This is a genomic window from Frankia sp. AgB1.9 (genome assembly GCF_016786355.1).
In the GTDB taxonomy this organism is placed as follows: domain Bacteria; phylum Actinomycetota; class Actinomycetes; order Frankiales; family Frankiaceae; genus Pseudofrankia.
Window position 1 is genome coordinate 13621 of sequence record NZ_JADWYX010000097.1, and the last position, 22159, is coordinate 35779.

Below are 22159 nucleotides of genomic sequence, written 5' to 3' on the forward strand. Positions count from 1 at the left end.
GTGCGGTCAGGCTCAGGCTGCTCCGATGGTGGCGGTGAGGACGGCCGCGTCGGCGTGCGCCGACTTCTCGGCCCGCCCCTCGAAGATCTCGCGCAGGAAGACCCCCGTATGGCTTGCCTGGTTCGCGGCGACGGCCTCCGGCGGCCCCTCGGCGACGACCCGGCCGCCGCCGCTGCCACCCTCGGGCCCCAGGTCGACGATCCAGTCGGCGGTCTTGATGACGTCGAGGTTGTGCTCGATGACGAGGATCGTGTTACCCGCATCGACGAGGCGCCCGAGCACGCCGAGCAGCTTTCGGATGTCCTCGAAGTGCAGGCCGGTGGTCGGCTCGTCGAGGACGTAGACGGTGCGGCCGGTGGACCGGCGCTGCAGCTCGGAGGCGAGCTTCACCCGCTGCGCCTCGCCGCCGGACAGCGTCGGCGCCGACTGGCCGAGCCGGACGTAGCCGAGCCCGACCTCGTCGAGGGTCCGCAGGTGGCGGGCGATGGCCGGGACGGCGGCGAAGAACTCCGCGGCCTCCTCGATCGGCATGTCGAGGACCTCGGCGATGTTCTTCTGCTTGTAGTGGACTTCCAGCGTCTCGCGGTTGTACCGGGCGCCGGCGCAGACCTCGCAGGGGACGTAGACATCCGGCAGGAAGTTCATCTCGATCTTGATCGTGCCGTCGCCGGAGCACGCCTCGCAGCGGCCGCCCTTGACGTTGAACGAGAACCGGCCCGGCAGGTAGCCGCGGACCTTCGCCTCGGTGGTCTCGGCGAACAGCCGCCGGATGTGGTCGAACACGCCGGTGTAGGTCGCCGGGTTCGAGCGCGGGGTGCGCCCGATCGGCGACTGGTCGACGCGGACGACCTTGTCGAGGTGGTCGAGGCCGGAGACGGTCCGGTGCCGGCCGGGGACCTCGCGGGCACCGTTGAGCTTGTTCGCCAGCACCGCGGCCAGGATGTCGTTGACCAGCGTCGACTTGCCCGAACCGGACACGCCGGTCACCGCGACCAGGCAGCCGAGCGGGAACGACACGGTGACGTCGCGCAGGTTGTGCTCCCGGGCGCCGTGAACCGTGAGCATCTTGCTCTTAGTGATCGGCCGGCGGACCGCGGGCACGGCGATCGAGCGCCGCCCGGACAGGTACGCGCCGGTCAACGACTCCTCGCTGGCCAGCAGCTCGGAGACCGGCCCGGAGACGACGACCCGCCCGCCGTGCTCGCCGGCTCCGGGGCCGATGTCGACGACCCAGTCGGACGCCAGGATCGTGTCCTCGTCGTGCTCGACGACGATCAGCGTGTTGCCCAGGTCGCGCAGCCGGACCAGCGTGCGGATCAGGCGGCGGTTGTCCCGCTGGTGCAGGCCGATCGACGGCTCGTCGAGGACGTAGAGCACGCCGACGAGGCCCGAGCCGATCTGGGTCGCCAGCCGGATCCGCTGCGCCTCCCCGCCTGCGAGCGTCCCGGCCGACCGGTCGAGCGAGAGGTAGTCCAGCCCGACGTCGAGCAGGAACGCCAGCCGCGCGTCGATCTCCTTGAGCACCCGGCCGGCGATCGACTGCTCGCGCTCCGTCAGCTCCAGCGTCGCCAGGAACTCGGCGCACTCGCGGATCGACAGACCCGCGACCTCGGCGATCGAGTGCCCGCCGACGGTGACGGCGAGCGTCTCCGGCTTCAGCCGCGCGCCCCGGCACCCCGGGCAGGGCACGTCCCGCATGTAGCCCTCGTAGCGCTCGCGGCTCGTGTCCGACTCGGCCTCGCGCTGCCGGCGCTCCAGGAACGGGATCACGCCCTCGAAGGCCGTGTAGTACGAGCGCTTGCGGCCGTACCGGTTGGTGTACCCGACGTGGATCTCGGTCTCGCCGCTGCCGTGCAGCACCGCCTTGCGGGCCCGCTCGGGCAGCCCCTCCCACGGGGTGTCCATCTTGAAGTGCAGGTCCTCGGCGAGCGCGCTCAGCAGCCGCTCGAAGTACTCCTTGTTGTGCCCACCCGACCAGGGGCCGATCGCGCCCTCGGCCAGCGACAGCGTCGGGTCGGTGACGACGAGCTCCGGGTCGACCTCCTTGCGGGTGCCTAGGCCGGTGCACTCGGGGCAGGCGCCGTAGGGCGTGTTGAACGAGAACGACCGCGGCTCGAGCTCCTCGAACGACAGGTCGTCGAACATGCAGGCGAGGTGCTCGGAGTACATCCGCTCGCGGTCCTCGTCCTTGGGGTCCCGGTCGACGAAGTCGACGAGCACCAGGCCGTTGCCCAGGCGCAGCGCGGTCTCGACCGAGTCGGTCAGCCGGCGCTTGGCCGACTCCTTGATCGCGAGCCGGTCGACGACGACCTCGATCGTGTGCTTCTTCTGCTTCTCCAGCTTCGGCGGGTCGGTGAGCTGGATGACCGTCCCGTCTACCCGGGCACGGGCGAAGCCGGAGGTCTGGAGCTCGCCGAACAGGTCGACGTACTCGCCCTTGCGGCCGCGGATCATCGGCGCGAGCACCTGGAACCGGGTGCCCTCGGGCAGCTCCATCAGCCGGTCGACGATCTGCTGCGGGGTCTGCCGGGAGATCGGCCGACCGCACTTGGGGCAGTGCGGCCGGCCCGCCCTGGCGAACAGCAGCCGCAGGTAGTCGTAGACCTCGGTGATCGTCCCGACCGTCGAGCGCGGGTTGCGGTTGGTGGACTTCTGGTCGATCGAGACCGCCGGGGACAGGCCCTCGATGAAGTCGACGTCGGGCTTGTCCATCTGGCCCAGGAACTGGCGCGCATAGGCCGAGAGCGACTCGACGTAGCGGCGCTGCCCCTCGGCGAAGATCGTGTCGAACGCCAGGCTGGACTTCCCGGAGCCCGACAGCCCCGTGAAGACGATCAGTCCGTCGCGTGGCAGGTCGAGGTCCACGTCCCGCAGGTTGTGCTCGCGCGCGCCCCGTACGACGAGCCGGTCCGTCATCTGGGTTTCCTCACGTCCTGTCGGTTCTGTATCGCTCCTGGCGCCGCGGCGCGGACTCCGACGGCCAACTGAGCCCTGGGTCGGTCCTCGGGACGCGACTGGCCCCGCCCGCAGGCCGACGTCCGCCGGACCCCGCGGGCACCGCTCAGACCTCGTCCCGCGCTGACCGTCGCGCGGCGCACCCGTGATCGAACAACCCCTGTCCGCGCAGCGGTAGTCCCACCGTACGGATGGGGTCTGACACTTCTCGGTCGGGCAGTTCTCGGGCGGTGGCGCCACCCGCTACCCCTGGGCTTCGCCGAACGCTCGTTCGATAGTAGCGAGCACCAGCGACCGGTCCCGGGGAGGGGCGGTTCGGGGCCACTGGATGCCACGGCGCCGTCCGGTCGCGCCGGGAGCGCGGCGTCGGCACGGGCCGGAATCCGCCCGCGTCATCACCCGCCCAGCTTCGGGGATGCCGATCGACCCAGCGCGGAATTACCCCGGCGAGGCCCCGGGAAGGCCTTTGTGTAAACCAGCGAATTCCACGATCATGCGCGGCGGGTGGCAACACCTGTTGCGCCGCGACTCGCGGAGCGAATTCCACGATCATGCGGTGGGTGGCAACACCTGTTGCGCCGCGACTCGCCGGTTCGCATTACTTGGGCACGTCCGGATCGTCTGGCTACGGTGGCGCGGGACGGCCCGTCAGCCGTCTTTATCCGATGAAGCGCGGGCCCGGCCCGCGCCCCGAAGAGCGGACATCATGCACATCCTCCTCGCCGTGGTCGTCTCGCACGGCGGCTCGCCACACCTGTCCGGACTCCTCGCCACGCTCGCCGGCCTGGCGGGCTGCCAGGTCGCCCTGGTCGAGAACCAGCCTGGCCACTCACACCACGACGCCCCCGAAGGCGTGCGCGTCTACCAGGGCCACGGCAACATCGGCTATGGCACCGCCGTCAACCTCGCCGTCCGACACACGCTCGACGACGAGCCCGAACAGGTCGGGCGACCCGACTGGGTCCTCGTCGTGAACAGTGACGTGACCATCCCCGATGACACCCGGGAAATGCTGCCGAAACTTCTCGCGCAGGCGCCAGCCGATGTTGACGTGCTCGGATTTGGGGTGTGCACGGATGATGGCGGTCCCGGTCGTTCGACCGCGGTGCTGCCGAACAGACGGACCAGCGCGTTCACCGCGATGCGTGGCGAAGCCGCGGCCATTGCCCGCTGGCCGGCGCTGCGCTATCCGGTCGGCGCGTTCTTCGCGATCCGAACCGACATGTTCCTGCGGATCGGCGGGTTCGACCCGACGTTCTGGCTCTACTACGAGGAGACCGACCTGTTCGCCCGGCTGCTCGCCGCCGGCGGCCGGATCGGCTGGTGCGACGGCGCCTGGCCGGTGTGCCACACCGGCGGCGCCACCGCCGGGCGGGCCACCGAGCTACAGCGCGAGCTGGGCCGCGCGGCCGTGCCATACGCCCGCCGCCACCGCGGCTCCACCGGCCGCGGCTGGCTGCTGGTGCACGCGGCGCAGCTGGTCCTGCTCGTCGCCCGCAAGCTGGTCACCGGCCGGTGGCCAGACGCCACCCGCGGCGTCCAGATCCTGGTCGGGATGCTCCAGGGGACGCTGTGGCCGGGCTGGGAGCCGGCGGTGCGGTCACGATGGCGGGCGGTCCCGGCGTCGACCCGGCGCAGGCTCGCGGCGCTGGACGCCGGGCCGGGACCTGGCGCCGGCGCCGCTTCGTTGGGCTGACCGGCGGGCCCGCCGGCGAAGTCTGCCGGGTCCCGGCACCAAGCCCTGGCCAGGCGGGAAGAATGGCGGGGACGAGAACCGGGACCGGCAGGCCGGAGGGCGAACGATGAGCGTGCGCGAGTACACGGGCGACGTCACGGTGGGCGGGCCGGCCGACGTCCGGCAGCTGCCCGGTCTGACGGTCACGAAGGTCGCGGTCGGTCCCTTCGACAACAACTGCTACCTGCTGCGCTGCTCCGCGACCGGCGAGCAACTGCTCATCGACGCCGCCAACGAGCCGGACACCCTGCTGCGGGTCATCGGCGACGAGGGCCTGGCGACCGTGGTCACGACCCACCGCCACCCGGACCACGTCCAGGCCCTGGCGGACGTCGTGGCCGCGACCGGCGCCACGACTGTCGCGCACCCGGACGACGCCCCGGCGATCCCGGTCCCGACGGCGACCCTGCTGGGCGACGGCGAGGAGATCCGCGTCGGCCAGGTCACCCTGCGCGCGATCCACCTCGTCGGCCACACCCCGGGCTCGATCGCCCTGCTTCACGACGCCGACCCGGCCGCGCCGCACCTGTTCACCGGCGACTGCCTCTTCCCCGGCGGCCCAGGCAACACCCGCAACGACGCGGCCGCCTTCGCCTCCCTGATGGACGGCCTGGAAGCCAAGGTCTTCGGCCCGCTTCCGGACAAAACCTGGATCTACCCCGGCCATGGCAAGGACTCAACCCTGGGCCACGAGCGCCCGCACCTGGCGGAGTGGCGAGCCCGCGGCTGGTAGCTCAGGCCACCGGCGGGTCAAGTCCGGGCTTCTGGCCCTTTCTCGGCGCCGAGGTGGGAACGTGGCGGTATGAGCACGGCCGGGTCGCGAGCGCGACCGCACCCGCCGGAGGGCCCGGCCGAGCCGCCGGCGAGTGGTTCGCCGCCGGCGGTCGAGTTCACCGAGGACGAGGCGGCGGCCGTCGCGGTCGCCCTGGTCGCGATGTCTGACGGGCCGCTGGCCGACGCCGCGCGGGCCGCGCTGCACAAGGTGCTCACCGCGCTCGGGCCGGCGGGGCAGGAACGGGTCGTCGAGCGGGCGGCCCAGGTGTGGACGCGCCCGGACGGCCTGCCCCGGTCAGCGGCGACGCCCGTCATCGAGGACGCGATGCGCGGTGGCGTCGCCGTCACGATCGACTACGTCGACGCCGCTGGGCGGCCGAGCCACCGCCGGGTCGAGCCGCATGCGTTCGCCTACGCCCGGGGCAGCTGGTACCTGCTGGCCTGGAGCCTGGACAAGGACGCGCCGCGCTGGTTCCGCTGGGACCGGATCGGCCACGCGGAACTCACGGACATCCCGATCCAGTGGCGCGAGGCCTTCGCCACCTTCCCCGCGCCGAGCCCCCGTTCCTAGCGCCGCCAGCGCGGGTCAGCGGCCCGGGGGGTGGGGGCGACTGAAGCCCGCGACGACCGCGCGGCCGCGGGCAGGCGCGGTCTCGAGGGCGCGGCGGATCTCCAGCGGCCCGACGAGGCCGACGATGCGCGGGCCGCCGGCCGCGTCGCGCTGGTCCTCGTCCAGCACGAGGACGCAGCCGGCGGCCGGGCGCGCGGCCAGCCGCGGCGCGACGACGGCCAGCGGCTCGTCGGGGCGCGCGGTCGGGACCGCCGACAGCGGGATCGTGACCCGGCTGACCCGGGCCAGGTCCCGGTCGTCCAGCGGCACCGCGGCCAGGGCTCGGGCCAGCGCCACGCCGGTCAGCATGTCGTCCTCGTGGACCGTGAACACGGGCGCCACGAGCGCCCCCGGCCGGACCACCTCGGCGAGCGCGGCGTCGACGGTCTGCCACGACAGCAGCCTGGGGGGCGGCGGCGCCATGACGTCCCGGATGAACACACCCTCCAGCGCCGTGCCGGCCCGCTGGCGCGCCTGCTCCAGCCGGGAGGACGCGAGCGCCATCCAGCCGAGCAGCACCGCCCACAGCCCGACGAAACCGACCAGGAAGCAGGCCGCGACGCCGACGGCGAGCAGCACCCAGCCCACGATCACGCCGGTCTGGGCGACCACGGCCGCGGCCCGGCGGGGATCGCCGCCGCGCCGCAGCACGAAGGCGGCGAGGACCCGCCCGCCCGGAGTACGTGGCGAGGGCAGCAGGTCGACCAGCGTGATCAGCAGGGTGAACGTGCCGACCCACAGCCCGACCCTCGCCGCGAGCGCGAACGTGCCGCCGGGCGCGAACACACCGAGCGCGGTCAGCGCGCCGCCGAGCAGCAAGGTGGTCAGCAGCCCGGCGCGGGCGATCGCCGCGTCGGCCCGTGGGTCCAGCCTGTCGGACCGGGACTTATCCAGCTGCTGGGCTGGCGGGCCGGGAGCGGCGGCACCGCCGGGCGGCTCCGCCGGATACGGCTCGGCGGCGCCGACGCCGGATGCCCCGACCCCCCACACCATCTCGTCGGGGCCACGGCGGAAGCCACCACCGGGCACCGGCGGCCGGCCGAGCACGAGCCTGCTCCCGAACGCGCCGAGCTGGATCGCGTGCACGTCGACGCCCGCGCGCCGGGCGGCCCAGGCCCGCGCGAGGTCGGCCACGACCAGAACGCCCACCAGCAGCAGGGCGCCGAGCAGGCCGGCACTGAAGTAGGCGGAGCCGGTCCGGTTGGGGACCGTGACCGGGAGCGTCAGCCAGCCGAGCAGGGCGGTGACGATCGCCACCGAGACCGCCAGGCCCGGACGCACGACGATCCTGGGCAGTCGTCGGCCGCTGCCCGCGTCTTGGGTGCCCATGGTCGTCCGGCTCCTCTCGGGGACTCGCTCATCGCGTCCCTGTCCCTATCCCCCAACGACTGTCGTGCCCCTCACCCTCCCGTCCGAACCGGGATCTTCGGCCGGCACCCGGCCATCGTGACGCCCGCCACCGACAGGTTCGGCCGACCGGCCGGGGCCGTGCTCCGAGGCCGCCGGGCGGCCCGGCGGAAACTGTCGGACGGGTGTGGTGTTCTGGTTCGTATGAGCACGACGTCCGAACGACTCGCCGAGCTACAACCGGCCGAGCTACGCCCGGCGGAGCCACGACCCACGACGCCCGTCACGGTCAGGCCGACCATCGCCAACAGACCCACCGTCAACAACGAGCGCTCCGCCACGCCGTTCAAGGTCGTCTCCGACTACCAGCCGTCCGGTGACCAGCCGGCCGCGATCAAGGAGCTGGCGCGGCGGATCCGGGCGGGCGAGAAGGACCTCGTGCTGCTGGGCGCGACCGGCACGGGCAAGTCCGCGACGACGGCGTGGCTCATCGAGGAGCTGCAGCGCCCGACCCTGGTCATGGCGCCGAACAAGACGCTGGCCGCCCAACTCGCCAACGAGTTCCGCGAGCTGCTGCCGCACAACGCCGTCGAGTACTTCGTCTCGTACTACGACTACTACCAGCCTGAGGCGTACATCGCCCAGACTGACACCTACATCGAGAAGGACTCCTCTATCAACGAGGAGGTCGAGCGGCTGCGGCACTCGGCGACGATGAGCCTGCTCACCCGCCGGGACGTGATCGTGGTCGCCAGCGTGAGCTGCATCTACGGCCTCGGCACCCCGCAGGAGTACATCGACCGGATGGTCAAGATCTCGGTCGGCGAGGAGATCGACCGGGAGGTGCTGCTGCGCCGGCTGGTGGACGTCCAGTACGCCCGCAACGACCTGGCGTTCGACCGGGGCACGTTCCGGGTCCGCGGCGACACGGTCGAGGTGTTCCCGGTCTACGAGGAGCTGGCCGTCCGGATCGAACTGTTCGGCGACGAGATCGAGCGGATCAGCTACCTGCACCCGCTGACCGGCGAGATCGTCCGTGAGGTCGAGCAGGTCTTCATCTTCCCGGCCAGCCACTACGTCGCCGGCCCGGAGCGGATGGAACGGGCGATCGCGGGCATCGAGGAGGAGCTGGCCACCCGGCTGGAGCAGCTGGAGGGGCAGGGCAAGCTGCTGGAGGCCCAGCGGCTGCGGATGCGGACCACCTACGACATCGAGATGATGCGCCAGGTCGGCTTCTGCTCGGGCATCGAGAACTACTCGCGGCACATCGACGGCCGCGCCGCCGGCACCGCGCCGCACACCCTGCTCGACTACTTCCCCGACGACTTCCTGATGGTCATCGACGAGTCGCACAACACGGTGCCGCAGATCGGCGGCATGTACGAGGGCGACATGTCCCGCAAGCGCAACCTCGTCGACCACGGCTTCCGGCTGCCGTCCGCGACCGACAACCGGCCGTTGCGCTGGGAGGAGTTCCTGGAGCGGGTCGGCCAGACGGTCTACCTGTCGGCCACCCCCGGGCCGTACGAGCTGGGGAACGCAGACGGCGTCGTCGAGCAGATCATCCGGCCGACCGGCCTGATCGACCCCGAGATCGTGCTGAAGCCGACGAAGGGCCAGATCGACGACCTGATCCACGAGATCCGGCTGCGCGCCGAGCGCGACGAGCGGATCCTCGTCACGACGCTGACCAAGAAGATGTCGGAGGACCTGACCGACTACCTGCTGGAGCTGGGGATCCGGGTCCGCTACCTGCACAGCGAGGTCGACACGCTGCGCCGGGTCGAGCTGCTCACCGAGCTGCGCCGCGGCGACTACGACGTCCTCGTCGGCATCAACCTGCTGCGGGAGGGCCTCGACCTGCCCGAGGTGTCACTGGTGTCGATCCTGGACGCGGACAAGGAGGGCTTCCTGCGCTCCGAACGGTCCCTGATCCAGACCATCGGCCGCGCGGCTCGTAACGTCAACGGCCAGGTCCACATGTACGCCGACAAGATCACCCCGTCGATGCGGACCGCGATCGACGAGACGAACCGCCGGCGCGCGCTGCAGGTCGCCTACAACGAGAAGCACGGCCTCGACCCGCAGCCGCTGCGCAAGAAGGTCATGGACATCCTCGACGACATGGTCCGGGAGAACGCCGACGGCGAGATGTACGGCGGTGGCCGGGCCCAGTCCCGCGGCAAGGCCCCGGTGCCCGGGATGAAGTCCCGCGGCGGCAAGCAGGATGCCGTCGGCCGCTACGCCGCGGAGCTGGCCGGAATGCCCCGCCACGACCTGGCCAACCTGATCCGCCAGCTCGACGACCAGATGCACGAGGCCGCCAAGGAGCTCCAGTTCGAGCTGGCCGCCCGCCTGCGCGACGAGATCGCCGAACTGAAGAAGGAACTACGCGGCATGACCGCCGCCGGCGTCGAGTGACCGGGCCTGGTGGCCGCCAGCTCGGCCTGGCCGGGGGGGGCCGGCCAGGCCGAGGGCGGACGCGGGTTAGCTGATCTTGATGGTGGCCAGGAGGGCGTCGGTGACGGTGGGGTTGCCGCTGTAGTCGAGGACGCGGAATGGGATGCGGGGCAGGTACCAGCTGCGCGGGTAGAAGGTGTAGTCGTCGTCGGCGCAATGAGCGACCCACATGTCGTAGACGGCGGTCTGGCCGGCCAAGGTCCGGGGACCCTGCTCGATCGGCGCCCGAACATCGGTCCGGGTGTCGCCCGGGGCTCCGGACACGACGGGGTCGCTGCCGTCGCTGTTCGCGTTCGGCGGTCGCCGCGGGCAGCCGACTGGCCCGGCGTCGGCGCTCCAGCCGTCGTCCTGATGCGCCTGGAACGGCTGCCCCGCGTGGCCGGTGACGGTGCCCACCTCGATCAGGATGCCGGAGCAGCTGGCATCGGAGCGGTAGGCGAAGGCCGTGCCCGGCACCAGACAGGCCCACCGGCCGTGCGGGGCCAGCGTGCCGCTGCGCGGGTTGAAGACGGCCCACAGAACCGTCCAGCCCTTGGGCGGGATCAGTGAGACTCCGTCGTCGAAGAACATCCGCCGGGACTCGTCGGAACCGACCTTGATCGTGGCGAGTAGCTGGGCGTCCGCATCCGGGTGACCGACCGCGTCGAGCACCTGGAACGGGACGTCGGGGAGATACCAGCTGCGCGGGTAGAACGTGAACCCGTTGTTGCAATGGGCAGCCCACTTGTCGTAGGCGCCGGTGTACCCGTTCACCGTCCAGGCGCTCTGCTCGACCAGCGACGGGCCACCCGCCGACTCGGGGTCGCCGCTGGCCGGCGCCGCTCCTGGCCAGATCTCGTTGACGGCGCCGTTCACCCCGTCGGCCGGCGGAGTCGGGCAGGGCGCCTGACCCGACCCCTGGTACCAGCCCCAGGGCTGGTGTGCCTGGAACGGCGCTCCCTCCTGGCCGACCACGCTGCCGGACTGCAGCTCGATGCCACCGTCGCAGGGCAGGTCGGCGTACTGCGAGACCGGCGGCACCAGGCAGACCTGCATGTCACCTGACTCGCCGGAGGCGCTGACCGTCCAGCCTTTCGGCGGGATCAGGGACACCCCGCCGAACAGGTGCACGCGCCCGTCCTGCGGGGGCGGCGCGGTCGTGGTGGGCGCGGGCGGGGTGGTCGTCGGTGGGGCACTCGGCGGCGTCGCCGTGCTGGTCTTGGCCGGGACGATCGTGGTGGGGCCCGAGTCGTCGCCCAGGCCGAGCCCGAACACCACCGCGACGGCGCCGACGGCGACGGCCGCCAGGCCGGCGACCAGGACCGTCCGGCGCTGCCGGCGGTGGTGCTGCCCAACCCTCGTCCGCACCTCCTCGGCTCGGAACGGGTTGTCGGGCATGTCGGTGGCCGCGGCCCGCAGCAGCCTGGCGAGGTCGTTCGTCTCGTTCATCGGGCCTCTCCGGTCTGGCCGTAGGCGTCCTGGGAGCTGCGCGGCCCACGCCGCGCCACGCCGTCCGGCGGCGGTCCGTCGGCCGGATCGGCCATAAGGAGGCGCAGGCGGTCCAGCCCGCGGGAGGTGAGGCTCTTGATGGTCCCGACCGTGCAGCCAAGCTGCCGCGCGGTCTCTGCCTCGCTGAGGTCCTCGTAGTGGCGCAGCACGACCGCCGCCCGCTGCCGGGCCGGCAGCCGCCGCAGCGCCATGACCAGCCGGGCCCGCTCGTCGGCCGCGTCGGTCGGCGCCATGCCCTCGCGGCTGGGCTGGTCGGGGATCGTCGCGACGGGCCGCTCGCCGGACGCGCGCCGTCGCCACCAGGAGCACGACAGGTTGATCATGGTGCGCCGGGTGTATGCCTCCCAGCCGGCCGGCTCGACCTTGCCGCGACGCAGCCAGACCGCGAGCAGCGCGCTCTGGACGAGGTCCTCGGCCCGCCCGGCGTCGCCGGTCAACAGGTAGGCGGTCCGCCCGAGCGCTGGGCCCCGGTTGCGCACGAACCCGATGAAGTCGTCATCCACGTGGGCGTCCTTCTGCTTGCCCGGCCGAATGTGGCCGGTGAGTGCAGTAGGGACGCGACGGCGGCGACGAAACGTTCGAGGGTGTCAAGAACCCGACAGCTCCGCCCGGCCGGGCTCGGACCGTCGGCGTCGGTGGCGGGCGACGAGAGCCCGCGCGGCCAGCCGGAGCAGGCCGGCGGCGAACAGCAGCAGGAGTCCCGCGCCGAGGTGGCCGTCGAGCCAGGTGACGAGCGTGCGGCCCCATGGCGACACGGCCCGGGCCGCCAGCAGGTAGACCGACGTCTGGATGGCCATGCCCGCGGTCACGAAGCTCAGGAACCGCCGCCAGGAGACGCCGCTGCCGCCGAGGGCCGCGTCCACCGCGGGGTTGGCGTTGACCAGGCAGACGTAGAGCAGGACGCGCTCCGTGGACCGCCGCGACAGTGCGTCGACGACGCGTCGCCCGCCCGGGCGCAGCGCCAGCAGCGAGCGCAGGTCGTTGCGGGCGATGCCGAAATAGGCGATCCGTACCAGCGCCCGCAGCGGCACCGCGATCAGGAGCGCGGGCAGGAAGGGCACGGATCCGCCGACGAGAAGCATGACCGACCAGGTCGGCCGCAACGCGATGAGCAGCAGCGGGGCACTCGGGGCCAGCCGGGGCAGCAGCGCCAGCCCGACGGCGCCCCCGCCGTACAGCGCGGCGAGCAGCAGCACCGGCCAGATCCGCGGGACCCAACCGACCCACCGTCGCGACGCCGGGCTCGGCTCAGGCTGGCTCGGTCCAGGCGGGCTCGGCTCAGGCGGGCTCGGCTCAGGCGGGCTCGGCTCAGGCGGGCTCGGCTCAGGCGGGCTCGGCTCAGGCGGGTGCGGCCCTACCGGCCCCGCCGGCTCGGCCGCCGTCGCCGGCCTCCTGCCCACCATTCGTCCAGGATGCCTGGTCCGACGCCGGCGAACAGGCCGACCCAACGGGCGCGCCGGCGCGCGAGGTGCGGCAGACTCGGCGTCGTGGTGCGGGTGGGACTTACCGGTGGGATCGGGTCAGGGAAGAGCGCCGTGTCGAGCCGGCTGGCCGAGCACGGCGCCATCGTCATCGACGCGGACAAGCTCGCCAGGGAGGTGGTCGCGCCGGGCACCCCCGGGCTCGCGGCGGTGGCCGAGGCCTTCGGCCCTGGCATCCTGCGCCCGGACGGCAGTCTCGACCGCGAACAGCTCGGGAAAATCGTGTTCGCCGACCCGGCGGCCCGCCGTCGGCTGGAGGGCATCACCCATCCGCTGATCCGGGACGAGACCGCCCGGCAGTTCAGCGCCCCACCGCCGGGGGCGGTCGTCGTCCATGACATCCCGCTGCTGGTCGAGGCGGGGATGGCGAAGGGCTACGACGCCGTGGTCATCGTCGAGGCACCCCGAGCGCTCCGGCTGGAACGGCTGGCGGCTCGCGGGCTCCCGCGTGACCAGGCCGAGGCCCGGATGGCCAACCAGGCCTCCGACGAGGACCGTCGCGCCGTCGCCGACGTCCTGCTCGACAACTCCGGATCGCTGGCCGAGCTGCACGCCCAGGTGGACGCGCTCTGGTTGGACCTCGTCGGCCGCCGGGACACCGCCGGCTAAGGACCCGGCAGCAGCCGGTCCGGCACCGCTCCACCGCGCTCGCGACCGTCCTGGTCGCGGCCGCGCCGATGATTCCCGCCGTCCTGGCCTGTCTCACAGAGGTGGACACGCCAGACGCGCAGGAGCTGTCCCTCCTCGGCACCCGGCTCCCGCCGCACCTGCGGCTGCGTACCGTCGTGCTGCCGGCCGGGGACGCCGTCGCGTTCCAGCGGGCCGACTGGGTCGACACGCTCATCGTCGTGGAGCTCGGCGAGCTCGACGTCGAGTGCGACGACGGCACCCACGCGACGTTCCGGACGGGCGCGATCCTCGTCCTCGACCTGCCGGAGCCGCGGTGGCTGCGCAACCGGGGGGCCGGCCCGCTCGTCCTGTCCGCGGTGTCCCGCCGCCGGCCACCGGGCTGAGCCGCGCCGCTCGCCCGCCGCCGCCGCCGACGACGACTCGAAACGCCGACGACGATTTTCGGCTGTCCGCACTCCGACCGCGACACAACTGGACAACGCATGGCCGACACGGAAAGGTCGGTCACGTTGTGCATCAGCCCATCGGGCCGGTGTCCGGTCGCACCGACGTGGCTGGCCCCGCCCACAATGCCGCCTCAGGCCACGGACGCGCGAGCGGAACGCGCGCGCACGTCCGTCGGCCGTGTTGGGAGCCGACCGTGAACCCCCAGTCCTCGCCCACCCCAGTCCGGCACTGCGCCGTCCCGCCGCACCTGCTCGAGCGGATCATCCGCAACGGCACCGCCGAGCAGCGCGACTGGGCACTGCAGACCCTCGCTCTGGACAACACGCAGCGCACCGTCCGCGTGCACAACGCGCTCGTCACCGAGTTCTGGGGCGGTCGACGCCCCCGGCCCACCCCGGCGCCGAAGCCGACCCCGACGACCAGCGGGCTGCGCCGCACGATCGACGACGAGAAGGGCAGCGAGAACCTGCCCGGCACCACCGTGCGTACCGAGGGCCAGGCGCCGACCGCCGACGTCGAGGTCAACGAGGCCTACGACGGGCTGGGCGCGACGTACACCTTCTACTCCGAGGTGCTGTCGCGGAACTCGGTCGACGACCACGGCCTGCCGCTGATCGCCTCGGTTCACTACGGCGACCACTACGACAACGCCTTCTGGAACGGCGACCAGATGGTCTTCGGCGACGGTGACGGCGAGCTGTTCAACCGGTTCACCGTCTCGCTCGACGTGATCGGCCACGAGCTGACCCACGGCGTCACGCAGTACACGGCCGGGCTCGCCTACCTGAACCAGGCCGGGGCGCTCAACGAGTCGGTCAGCGACGTCTTCGGTTCGCTGGTCAAGCAGTACAAGCTCGGGCAGAAGGCGTCCGACGCCGACTGGCTGATCGGCGCCGGCCTGCTGGCCCCCGGCGTGCAGGGCGAGGCGCTGCGGTCGATGAAGGCGCCGGGAACCGCGTTCGACGACCCGACGCTGGGCAAGGACGACCAGCCGGCCACGATGTCGCGCTACGTCCACACCGCCTCGGACAACGGCGGGGTGCACACCAACTCCGGTATTCCCAACCACGCGTTCTACCTCGCCGCCATCGCGCTCGGCGGGCACGCCTGGGAGCAGGCCGGCAAGATCTGGTACGCCACGCTGACCTCCGGGCGAGTGAAGGCGAACTCGACCTTCGCCCAGTTCGCCACGCTGACGGTCTCCGAGGCCAGGACGCTCTTCGGCAAGACCGAGGCGCAGGCCGTGCAGGACGCCTGGAAGCAGGTCGGCATCAAGGTGTGACGCGCCAGCAGCCACCGAGTGCGGGCCGGCTCTCGATCCGCGGGCCATCGGACCGGTCAGGCGGAATCAACGGGACCTTGGTATGGCCGGCGGGATCGGGGGACAATGCAATCATGAGGGACAGTCGGTCATGAGTGCGGTCGGTCATGGGTAATGACGCACGGGTCAGGGTCGTGCTGGAGCGCTCCGGCGGCTTCGCCGGCCGCACGATTCGGCGCGGGCTGGACACCGCCGCGCTGCCTGCCGGCGACGCCGACGCGCTGCGCGCGCTGGTGGCCGGCCTGCCCGCCACCGCGCCAACGGCGCGGCCGGCGGCCGCGACCGGCCCGGACCGGTTCACCTACGCGGTCGAGGTCGACGCCGGGAACCGCCACGACGTCCACCATTTCGCCGAGCCCGTCCCCGAGGCCGCGAAACCACTGATCCAGCTGCTCTCAGCCGCACCGCTGCTCCCAGCCCGGCGCTGACGGCCCGCCGGCAACTGGCAGATCACCGTCAGCTGACAGATCGCCCAGCACTGACGGACCGCGGTCCTCGCCTCGGCGACGGACCGCGCCCCGCTGCTGACGACCGCGGAGGGGCGAAACCGCGACCACCGGTGTGCCTGCGGCCGAGGCCGCGACCAGCCGGAAAATAGTTTGTTCGCGGCCCGGATCTGCCCGATTCTGGTGAAACCCCGCGGCACTTGTCCGGAGGATTACCGCCGAATCAGTTCGATCCGCCGGCTGTCCTCGGCTGTCCTCGCCGCTCCCACCTGAAGGAGGCGTTTTCCGTCATGATGCCGCTGGCGCGGCTCGCTGGGGCGCAGGCCCCGATCTGGATGTGGACGCAGCCGGAGAACGTTGAGAGCGCCGCGCTCGACCAGCTGCGCGCGATTGCGAACCTTCCTTACATTCATCACCACGTGACCGTGATGCCCGACGTCCATCTCGGTAAGGGCGCCACCGTCGGCTCCGTCGTGGCGATGCGGGACGCCGTCTCGCCGGCGGCGGTCGGCGTCGACATCGGCTGCGGCATGGCGGCGTTGCGGACCAGCCTCACCGCGGCGGACCTGCCGGACGACCTGGGCCCGGTCCGCTCGGCGATCGAAGCCGCGATCCCCGTCGGGCACCGCGGGCACGCCGAGATCTCGACCAGGGTCCGCCGCAACGACGACCTGTGGGACGCCTTCGACCTGCTGCATCCGGCGGTGCAGGGCCGGCTGGACCGGGCCATGGCGCAGCTGGGCACGCTCGGCTCGGGCAACCACTTCATCGAGCTGTGCCTGGACGCCGACGACGCGGTCTGGATGATGCTGCACTCCGGCTCGCGCAACATCGGCAAGGAGCTGGCCGACGTCCACATCGGGGTCGCGAAGAGCCTGGAGCACAATGTCGGGCTGCCGGACCGGGACCTGGCCGTGTTCCTCGCCGGTACGCCGGAGATGGCCGCGTACCGCCATGACCTGCACTGGGCCCAGGACTACGCGCGGCGCAACCGGGAGACGATGCTGGCCCTGTACGCCCGGACGCTGCGCCAGTTCTTCCCGGCGCTGCGGGTCCCGTGCCCGCCGGCGGACGGCCCGCGCGCCGGCGACGCCGCCTACGCCAGCGTGAACTGCCACCACAACTACGTCGCCGAGGAGCATCACTACGGCGCCGACGTGCTGGTGACCCGCAAGGGCGCGATCTCGGCGCGGTCCGGCGAGTACGGCATCATTCCCGGCTCCATGGGGACGGGCTCGTACCTCGTCCGCGGCCGCGGCAACCCGGCGGCGTTCACGTCGGCCCCGCACGGGGCCGGCCGGCGGATGAGCCGGAACAAGGCGCGCAAGACGTTCACCGTCGACGACCTGATGGCCCAGACCGCGGGCGTCGAGTGCCGCACCGACGCTGGGGTGCTCGACGAGATCCCCGCTGCCTACAAGGACATCGACGAGGTCATCGGATATAGCGACAGTCTTGTAGAAGTTGTGGCCCGGCTGCGCGCGGTGCTCTGCGTGAAGGGCTGACAGGCCGCGCAGGCTGGCCGACCATGAGGTAAAGAGCCGACGAAAATTCGGTTACCGATAATCCCCCGCTGAGGCCATCCGACTGGTTGGCCGGCACCCTCGTGCCGGCCAACCTGGCAAGTGAGCCGCCGTTGCTGGACAAGACCACGGCGACAGTCGCGACCATGGTCGTTTGACGGAGGACCTAACCCGATTTCGGATCTTACGGTGCTTCTAGACCGTTAGAACCGTTGGATAGGCGGTCCCGGCTTCCGGTGCTCAGCGGAGGGAATGACGCCCATGCCCGATGTCAGGGTGGAATCAGACCACGACGACCTCGCGGACCTCGCGGGGGACCAGACAGATCGCGACCGGCCCGACGAGGCGCTCCCGGGCTTCGAGGAGGAGCGGCTGGAGATCCAGACGGGCACGATGCGGGTAGCCGCGACCTTCGAGCCGCCGATCCTGTCGATCGATGGCGACATCGACGCCTCGGTGCTCCCGGCGCTCGTCGGCACGCTCGCGAAGGTCGCCCACCACGGGCGCGGCGACGTCCGAGTCGACCTCGGCCGGCTGCGCCGCGTCGACGTCGGCGGCCTGCGCGCGCTGGTGGCGTCCGCCGGCAACCTGCACCGCGACGGCCGTGGGCTCGTGCTGCACGCCGTCGCGCCGTGGCTGCTCGGCCTGCTGATCGTCACCGGCTGGGACGACGCGCCCGGCCTGCGCCTGGTGTCAGGCCCGGTGCCGACTGGCTGATCCTGTCGTCTCGGCTCGGCCGCGACCAGGTCCTCCGTAGCGTGACCGGTCCTCCGTAGACTGAGCGCTCATGGCGGGGGTTGACCGAGACAGGCTGGCATGGCTGCTGGACGCCGAGGCCGCGCGGTTCGTCGCCGCGCATCCGGTCGCCGGGAAGGCGTTCGAGCGGGCCCGCGGCTCCCAGCTCTCCGGCGTCCCGATGAACTGGATGACCCGCTGGCCCGGCAGCTACCCCGTGGTCGTCGCGGCCGCCGCCGGCAGCCGGCTCACCGACGTCGACGGCCACGACTACGTCGACTTCTGCCTCGGCGACACCGGCGCGATGGCCGGGCACTGCCCGGCGCCGACGGTCGCCGCCGTCACCGCCCAGGCGGCGTCGGCGATCACCGCCATGCTGCCGTCGGCCGACGCCCCGGCCGTCTCCGAGCTGCTCCGCGACCGGTTCGGCCTGCCGCTGTGGCAGTTCACCCTCACCGCCACGGACGCCAACCGGTTCGTGCTGCGGCTCGCCCGGGAGATCACCGGCCGGCCGAAGGTGCTGGTCTTCGACCACTGTTACCACGGCACCGTCGACGAGACCGCCGTGACGGTCGGCGAGCACGGCGGCGTCGTCGCCCGGCCCGGCAGCCTGGGGCCGCAGGTCGACCCGGCGCAGACCACCCGGGTGGTCCAGTTCAACGACCTGGCCGCGCTGGAGCGCGAGCTCGCGCACGGTGACGTCGCCTGCGTCCTCACCGAGCCGGCGTTGACGAACATCGGCATCGTGCTGCCGGACGAGGGTTTCCACGCCGCCCTGCGGGCCCTGTGCGACGAGCACGGAACACTCCTGGTCATCGACGAGACGCACACGATCTGTGCCGGCCCCGGCGGGTACACCGCGGCCCATGGGCTTCGGCCGGATTTCCTCACCATCGGGAAGCCCATAGCGGGCGGTATTCCGATCGGCGCCTATGGAATGACGGCGGACGTGGCGGCGAAGGTGCTCGAGCACGACATTCCGCGGCTCACCGACGTCAATGGCATCGGGGGCACTCTCGCCGCGAACCCGGTGTCGTTCGCCGCCGCGCGGGCCACGCTGGCCGAGGTGCTCACCCCGGCCGCGTTCGACCGGATGATCAGCCTGGCCGAACGGTTCGAGGCCGAGACGGCCGGGGCGTTCGCCGACACCGGCCTCGGCTGGCAGACCGTGCGGCTGGGGTGCCGGGTCGAGTACATGTCCCCGGTCCGGGACAACCCCGGGACGGGAACGACGGGCGGATCGCGGCCCGCGCGAACCGGCGCCGAGGCCTCGGCGGCGTTCGACGAGGAGCTGGATGCCTACCTGCATCTGGCCCTGTTGAACCGGGGCGTGCTGATGACCCCGTTCCACATGATGGCGCTGATGTCCCCGGCAACCACCGAGGCCGACGTCGACGCCCACACCACCGCCCTACGCGACGCTCTGGGCGCCCTGGCCAGCTAGCAGCCTGCGCCCGGCCGGGGCGGGCCCGGCCACCCCGGGGCGGGCCGCCGCGCGGGCCCGGGCCGGGCCGCACGGCGCCGCGTCGGTGGACGGCGCGGCGGCCGGCCGGGCGAAGCCGGTCAGCACGGTCAGCGGGTGCCCGGCCGCGCCGGGGAGCGTCACCGCGGCGTCGGCCTGCCCGGACGGCCCGTTGACGTGGAACAGCAGGCCGAGCCGCTCGCTCGCGAGCCAGCCGCCGCCGTCCGACAGCGTCAGCGCCACCGGGTGGGAGCCGCGGCCGAGCGCCGCCGCGCCGCCGACCGCGACGAGCGCGAGCGCCGCGGCGATCGACGTCAGCCGGCGGGCCCGGCCCGACCCCGCCGGCTCGTCCCGCGGCCCACCGCTCTGTTCGGCGAGCTCGTCGCCAGCTGCGCCGGCCTGACCCGCGAGCGCGTCCAGGCCTGCCAGCCCGCTGGATCCGGGCGTTCCGGCGGAGCCGGCCGGACTGGGCGCAGGCGGTCCGCTTCGCGGTGTGCGGGTCACGGCACGTGTGACGGCCGGCCAGCCTGGCGGGTTGCGAGCCGCGCAGAACCAGATGTGCGTCTGGCCGGCTTCCGCGCGGAAGTCGCCCGAGATCACCGAGCGGCCAACTTTCTCGGGCCTCGGAGACAACGAATGCCGGGGCGTCCTCGTCTGAACTGAGCGAACCGGCTCGGGCCGCAGGGAAACCTGGCGGGCGCGCACACCGAGCTGGTTCCGGGCGGCTCCCCCCGCCGCCCGTGCGGGCGGGTCGCGCCGGCCGTCCCCCTCGGACGGTGCGACCCGCCCGCCACTCGCAGCGAAGCCGCGCGTCACGGCCGCCAGGCGCCGTGGCCTTCGGTGGCCGACAGCGCTCCCGCAGCCCTCAGCCCGCAGCCCGCAGTGCTCCAGCAGCCCGCAGTGCTCCCGCAGCCCACGGAGGGAACCGCACCGTGACGATCCCCGGCCCGACCCGTGGCGGTGCGCGATGAGCGCAGAGCTGGACATCTTCGCGACGGCCTTCGCCGACGTGGTCACGAACGTCGAACGGGTGATCCGCGGCAAGCGGGAGGCGATCGAGCTCGCGGTCATCTGCCTGTTCGCGGAGGGCCACCTGCTCGTCGAGGACGTGCCCGGCCTGGGCAAGACCACGCTGGCCCGCAGCCTCGCGGCGTCGGTCAACGCGACCTCGCACCGGATCCAGTTCACTCCCGACCTGCTGCCCTCGGACATCACCGGCACCACGGTGTACAACCAGCGTCTCGGCGAGTTCGGCTTCCGGCCCGGCCCGGTCTTCGCGAACCTCGTCATCGGCGACGAGATCAACCGGGCGTCGCCGAAGACGCAGTCGGCGCTGCTCGAGGTGATGGAGGAGCGCTACGTCACCGTCGACGGCACCCGCTACCCGGTGCCGCTGCCGTTCATGGTCGTCGCGACGCAGAACCCGGTCGACATGGACGGCACGTACGCGCTCCCGGAGGCCCAGGTCGACCGGTTCCTGATGCGGCTGCGCCTCGGCTACCCGAGCATCGAGGCCGAGCTGGAGATCCTGGAGAGCCGCCAGGTCGGCCGCCGGGTCGAGGACCTGTCCCCGGTGATGCGGGCCGAGGACGTCGTCGCCCACAGTGAGCGGACCCTGTCGGTGCACGTCGCCCCGGCGCTGCGCCGCTACATCGTCGACCTGGTCGCCTCGACCCGGCGCATCCCGGACGTGCTGCGCCTCGGCGGGAGCCCGCGCGGCAGCATCGCCCTGCTGCGGGCCGTCCAGGTGCGCGCCGCCTCCACCGGCCGGGAGTTCGCCACCCCGGACGACGTGAAGGCGCTTGCCGCCCCGGTGCTCGCGCATCGGCTGGTCCTCAGCCCGGAGACGGAGCTGAAGCGGGTCACCGCCGAGGACGTCCTCGCCGAGGTGCTGCGGGCGGTCCCGTCGCCGCGTCGGCTCATCGGCGTGTGACCGGTGCCCGTGGGAGCAGGTACGGCGAGCCGACAGGCCCGAGACGAGGCGGCTACGGATGAGACGCCGCCGGCAGGCGTCGCGGCAATCGATCTGAGCGCGGACGGTCTGGCGCTCGGCGGCCCGGCGGCGGCCCCGAAGGAGGCGCCCGAGCAGCGGCCGGCGGTGGTCACCCGGATCACGCCGTTGGGCGTCGGGGTCCTCGCCACCGCCGTGGTGCTGGCGGCCGGTGCCTTCGTGCTTCGTTACGCCGAGCTCGCGGTGCTCGCCGCGGCGGCGCTGGCCGCGGTGGTGATCGCCGCGCTGGCCGTGGCCCGCCGGCCCCGCCTGCGGGCCACGTTGCGGGTCGGCCCCGCCGGGGTTCCCCGCGGTGAGCCGGCCACGCTCGTCGTCGAGCTGCGCAATCCGCACCGGCGGCCGTCGCCGCGGGTGCGGGTCGAGATCCCATGGAGCCACGGTGCCCGCGGCGCCGTGCCAGCGGCGGGTGCCGCCGGAACGATCGTCGTGGACGTTCGTCGGCTCGACGGTGCGAGCAGCCGGGCGGTGGAGCTGCCGCTCGACACCCAGCGTCGCGGGGTCGTCGGCTTCGGGCCGGTCCTGGTCCGCCGGTCCGACCCGTTCGGGCTGATCAGCTCGGCCACCTGGCTCGCGGCGGCCGACGTGCTGCGGGTACGGCCGCGAGCCGTCCCCCTGGGCGCTCCACCGGCGGCCCCCGCCCGTGACCCGGACGGGCGGACGGCCGCCGGGGCGGCCGGCGGGGGGGTGTTCCATGGGCTGCGCGGGTTCGTCAGCGGCGAGGGCCGGCGTTTGGT

Annotated in this window: 19 protein-coding genes and 1 pseudogene; 13 read left to right on the top strand and 7 right to left on the bottom strand. The window is 72.7% G+C overall.

Translation table 11 applies throughout. The features are described 5' to 3' along the window. Positions 1-12 precede the first annotated feature (12 nt). Complete coding sequence (gene uvrA, locus I6A60_RS29965) at positions 13-2916, bottom strand: excinuclease ABC subunit UvrA (protein WP_203021131.1); 2904 nt, start codon at positions 2914-2916, stop codon at positions 13-15. Between the two features lie 745 nt (positions 2917-3661). Here uvrA and I6A60_RS29970 point away from each other — a divergent pair. From I6A60_RS29970 to I6A60_RS29980, 3 genes are all read left to right on the top strand, one after another. Next, positions 3662-4651, top strand: coding sequence for a glycosyltransferase family 2 protein (locus tag I6A60_RS29970; protein WP_203021129.1), 990 nt, complete (start codon positions 3662-3664; stop codon positions 4649-4651). Positions 4652-4757: 106 nt separating this feature from the next. Beyond that, positions 4758-5423 (top strand): MBL fold metallo-hydrolase, encoded by a 666-nt coding sequence (locus tag I6A60_RS29975; protein ID WP_203021127.1) that lies wholly within the window; start codon positions 4758-4760, stop codon positions 5421-5423. Positions 5424-5492: 69 nt separating this feature from the next. Further along, positions 5493-6035, top strand: coding sequence for a YafY family protein (locus I6A60_RS29980; RefSeq protein ID WP_203021125.1), 543 nt, complete (start codon positions 5493-5495; stop codon positions 6033-6035). A 15-nt stretch (positions 6036-6050) separates the two neighbouring features. Here I6A60_RS29980 and I6A60_RS29985 read toward each other — a convergent pair whose 3' ends face one another. After that, on the bottom strand, positions 6051-7403 hold the full coding sequence (locus tag I6A60_RS29985; protein WP_203021123.1) for a peptidase M50: 1353 nt from the start codon (positions 7401-7403) through the stop codon (positions 6051-6053). Positions 7404-7625: 222 nt separating this feature from the next. Between I6A60_RS29985 and uvrB the strand changes: the two genes are divergently transcribed. Beyond that, positions 7626-9842, top strand: a complete 2217-nt coding sequence (uvrB, locus tag I6A60_RS29990) for an excinuclease ABC subunit UvrB (protein WP_238436542.1) — start codon at positions 7626-7628, stop codon at positions 9840-9842. A 66-nt stretch (positions 9843-9908) separates the two neighbouring features. Here the strand turns inward: uvrB and I6A60_RS29995 are convergent, their stop codons facing one another. From I6A60_RS29995 to I6A60_RS44220, 4 genes are all read right to left on the bottom strand, one after another. After that, on the bottom strand, positions 9909-11309 hold the full coding sequence (locus I6A60_RS29995) for a hypothetical protein (protein WP_203021121.1): 1401 nt from the start codon (positions 11307-11309) through the stop codon (positions 9909-9911). Further along, on the bottom strand, positions 11306-11872 hold the full coding sequence (locus tag I6A60_RS30000; protein ID WP_203021119.1) for a SigE family RNA polymerase sigma factor: 567 nt from the start codon (positions 11870-11872) through the stop codon (positions 11306-11308). Before I6A60_RS30000 ends, I6A60_RS29995 begins: the two co-directional genes overlap by 4 nt. Before the next feature lie 84 nt (positions 11873-11956). After that, positions 11957-12523 (bottom strand): hypothetical protein, encoded by a 567-nt coding sequence (locus tag I6A60_RS30005; RefSeq protein WP_374487270.1) that lies wholly within the window; start codon positions 12521-12523, stop codon positions 11957-11959. Next, complete coding sequence (locus tag I6A60_RS44220; RefSeq protein WP_374210258.1) at positions 12406-12666, bottom strand: hypothetical protein; 261 nt, start codon at positions 12664-12666, stop codon at positions 12406-12408. The genes I6A60_RS30005 and I6A60_RS44220 overlap by 118 nt, the downstream gene beginning before the upstream one ends. A gap of 199 nt (positions 12667-12865) precedes the next feature. Here I6A60_RS44220 and coaE point away from each other — a divergent pair, with 199 nt between their 5' ends. From coaE to I6A60_RS30045, 7 genes are all read left to right on the top strand, one after another. Further along, a complete protein-coding gene (gene coaE / locus I6A60_RS30015; RefSeq protein ID WP_203021143.1) occupies positions 12866-13459 on the top strand; it encodes a dephospho-CoA kinase in 594 nt (197 codons plus the stop codon). Between the two features lie 101 nt (positions 13460-13560). Further along, positions 13561-13863, top strand: a complete 303-nt coding sequence (locus I6A60_RS30020) for a hypothetical protein (RefSeq protein WP_203021114.1) — start codon at positions 13561-13563, stop codon at positions 13861-13863. A 257-nt stretch (positions 13864-14120) separates the two neighbouring features. Then, positions 14121-15209, top strand: coding sequence for a M4 family metallopeptidase (locus I6A60_RS30025; RefSeq protein WP_203021112.1), 1089 nt, complete (start codon positions 14121-14123; stop codon positions 15207-15209). A gap of 146 nt (positions 15210-15355) precedes the next feature. Further along, positions 15356-15676, top strand: coding sequence for a protealysin inhibitor emfourin (locus I6A60_RS30030; RefSeq protein WP_203021110.1), 321 nt, complete (start codon positions 15356-15358; stop codon positions 15674-15676). Between the two features lie 308 nt (positions 15677-15984). Then, positions 15985-17199 carry an RtcB family protein gene (locus I6A60_RS30035; protein ID WP_203021108.1) on the top strand — a complete coding sequence of 405 codons (1215 nt, stop codon included), beginning with the start codon at positions 15985-15987 and terminating at the stop codon, positions 17197-17199. 279 nt (positions 17200-17478) lie between these two features. Further along, on the top strand, positions 17479-17934 hold the full coding sequence (locus I6A60_RS30040) for an STAS domain-containing protein (RefSeq protein ID WP_203021106.1): 456 nt from the start codon (positions 17479-17481) through the stop codon (positions 17932-17934). Between the two features lie 70 nt (positions 17935-18004). Next, the gene (locus I6A60_RS30045; protein WP_203021104.1) at positions 18005-19396 is read left to right on the top strand and encodes a transaminase; all 1392 of its coding nucleotides are present in this window, start codon (positions 18005-18007) and stop codon (positions 19394-19396) included. On the opposite strand, the gene I6A60_RS30050 is transcribed toward I6A60_RS30045, so the two are convergent. Continuing rightward, on the bottom strand, positions 19364-20014 hold the full coding sequence (locus I6A60_RS30050) for a hypothetical protein (protein ID WP_203055755.1): 651 nt from the start codon (positions 20012-20014) through the stop codon (positions 19364-19366). The genes I6A60_RS30045 and I6A60_RS30050 overlap by 33 nt on opposite strands. Before the next feature lie 367 nt (positions 20015-20381). Here I6A60_RS30050 and I6A60_RS30055 point away from each other — a divergent pair, with 367 nt between their 5' ends. Together I6A60_RS30055 and I6A60_RS30060 are read left to right on the top strand one after the other, a co-directional pair. Continuing rightward, entirely contained in the window at positions 20382-21347 is a 966-nt protein-coding gene (locus tag I6A60_RS30055) for a MoxR family ATPase (RefSeq protein WP_203012032.1), read from the top strand. A gap of 3 nt (positions 21348-21350) precedes the next feature. Further along, positions 21351-22159 (top strand): annotated as a pseudogene (locus I6A60_RS30060) (DUF58 domain-containing protein); the annotation flags it as partial.